The sequence below is a fragment of the Streptomyces sp. NPDC051183 genome (assembly GCF_040682455.1).
Taxonomy (GTDB): domain Bacteria; phylum Actinomycetota; class Actinomycetes; order Streptomycetales; family Streptomycetaceae; genus Streptomyces.
The window spans coordinates 1-2,145 of record NZ_JBFBBA010000113.1 but is presented as its reverse complement, the minus strand read 5'-3'; the positions used below and the strand labels follow the sequence as shown (position 1 = coordinate 2,145).

The 2,145-nt window shown below is 65.7% G+C and carries 1 protein-coding gene; it reads left to right on the top strand.

Annotation, left to right across the window (positions count from 1 at the left end; translation table 11 throughout):
* Nucleotides 1-367 precede the first annotated feature (367 nt).
* A complete protein-coding gene (locus AB0M99_RS37665; RefSeq protein WP_365928766.1) occupies nt 368-1,612 on the top strand; it encodes an IS110 family transposase in 1,245 nt (414 codons plus the stop codon).
* The last annotated feature ends 533 nt before the right edge of the window (nt 1,613-2,145 follow it).

Below are 2,145 nucleotides of genomic sequence, written 5' to 3'. Positions count from 1 at the left end.
TGAAAATTGATCTTGCTCAAACGTGGCGCCTGAGCATCATCAGGGCTTCTCTGTACGGGTGTTGATCAGTTCTTGCAGGTCAGCGATCCAGCGCACCTTCGGTGCGCGCCGGGGGCGTGGTAAATCCGGTGGCGCGCGCCGGGGGTGCTTCCGTCCGCTCTGACGGGACGTAGTGCGGGTCCGGGATGGTGGTGGGTGTTCGTTCCGGCCGAAACCGATGCCTCTGTGATGCCGGTGAGCTCGCAGGTCAGCGTGGTGCTGGGGGCCGTCCACGGGGACCGTGGAGTGTTGCTGTGAGCACGTGCGTCAGAATTCCTGATTCACCCTGGCCCTCCCGGAACGACACCGACCGGGAGGGAGCGGGAGCGTGGACGTACTGCACGAACGGTGCGCCGGCCTGGACATCAGCAAGAAGGACGCCAAGGTGTGCGTCCGCATCCCGAGTACGAAACGGCGGGGATCCTTCACCACCGAGACCACGACCTGGGGCTCGACGACCAATGCGGTCCTCGGCCTGCTCGACCACCTGCTCGCCGCGAACGTGACGCTGGTGGTGATCGAAGCGACCTCGGACTACTGGAAGCCGTTCTACTACGTGCTGGCCGAAGAGCTGAACGTGATCCTCGTCAACGCCCGGCAGGTCAAGAACCTGCCCGGCCGCAAGACGGACGTCTCCGACGCGGCCTGGCTGGCCCAGCTCGGCTCCCACGGCCTGGTCCGCCCCTCGTTCGTCCCGCCGCAGCCGGTGCGTGAGCTGCGGGACCTGACCCGGGCCCGCACCACCGCCACCCGGGAACGCTCCCGGGTCGTCCAGCGCCTGGAGAAGCTCCTGGAGGACACCGGCATCAAACTCTCCGCGGTCGCCTCCGACATCATGGGCGTCTCCGGCCGGGCCATGCTCGACGCCCTCATCCAGGGCGAACGCGACCCGCAGACCCTCGCGGAGATGGCCAAACGCAAGCTCCGGAACAAGATTCCCGAACTCACCGAGGCTTTGACCGGCCGTTTCCGTGAGCATCATGCCTTCCTGGTCCGGCTGCACTTGGACCAGTACGACCAGCTCACCACGATGATCAACCAGCTCAGCGGACGGGTCGAGGAGGCGATGGCGCCCTTTCGTGACGCCCTCGACCTGCTCGACACCATCCCCGGAATCAACCAGGCCACCGCCGAAGTGATCATCTCGGAAACCGGCGGGGACATGACCCGCTTCGCCTCCGCCAAGCACCTCGCATCCTGGGCCGGAGTCTGCCCCGGCCACCACGAGTCCGCCGGCCGCACCAAGAACACGAAAGTCCGACCCGGCAACCCCTACCTCAAAGGCGCACTCGGCCTCGCCGCGTTCGGCGCGGCGAGAACCAAGGACACCTACCTCGCCGCCCGTTACCGGCGGCTGACCGCCCGCCGGGGCCCACTCAGGGCACTGGTCGCCGTCGAGCACTCGATCATCACCGCGATCTGGCACATGCTCACCGACCACAAGCCCTACCACGAGCTCGGCGGCACCTATTTCACCCAACGCGACCCCGAACGGGCCACCCGCCGAGCCATCACCCAGCTCAACCAACTCGGCTACACCGTCACCCTCAACCCGCTGGAGACCGCAGCCTGACCCCTCCCGCGGACACCCGGCAGCCATCAACGGCCGCCGGGCACCAAGCCATGCCCACACCCACCCTGACCTGCTGCTATTTACGCGTCAGAGTTCTTCTTCGGGTAATGGCTTAGATCTGCTACCCGAAAACCGACACTGCCGATCCGTCGACAGCCAGTCCAAGGTCCAGTGCGCCGTCGGCGGATGCCTGAGGGGCAAAACCAGGCCACTTGTGTCTAGGCGTTTGCCGCACCCCATCGCCTGGCTATGGCTGACTCCTTGACCTGCGTCCCCGACGCTTGATCACCGCCAAGTGGCCCGATACAGGGCCATGAACAGCGGAAATGGCCACCTTCGGACATTTCTTCCATGGCTCCTGCTACTGCGTAGCGGTGGTGCGACACCTCATGAAGGCCGTTGCTGCGTGTCGGACTGTGTCGACTTCAAGCCAAGGGGGCGAGTTATGTTCGGGCCGATCGAGGCGCCTCGACCCGTTCGTTCCCTAGGGCCTGGAGGGCTGGGGGTCGCTGATGGGCTTGGACGCTGTTTCG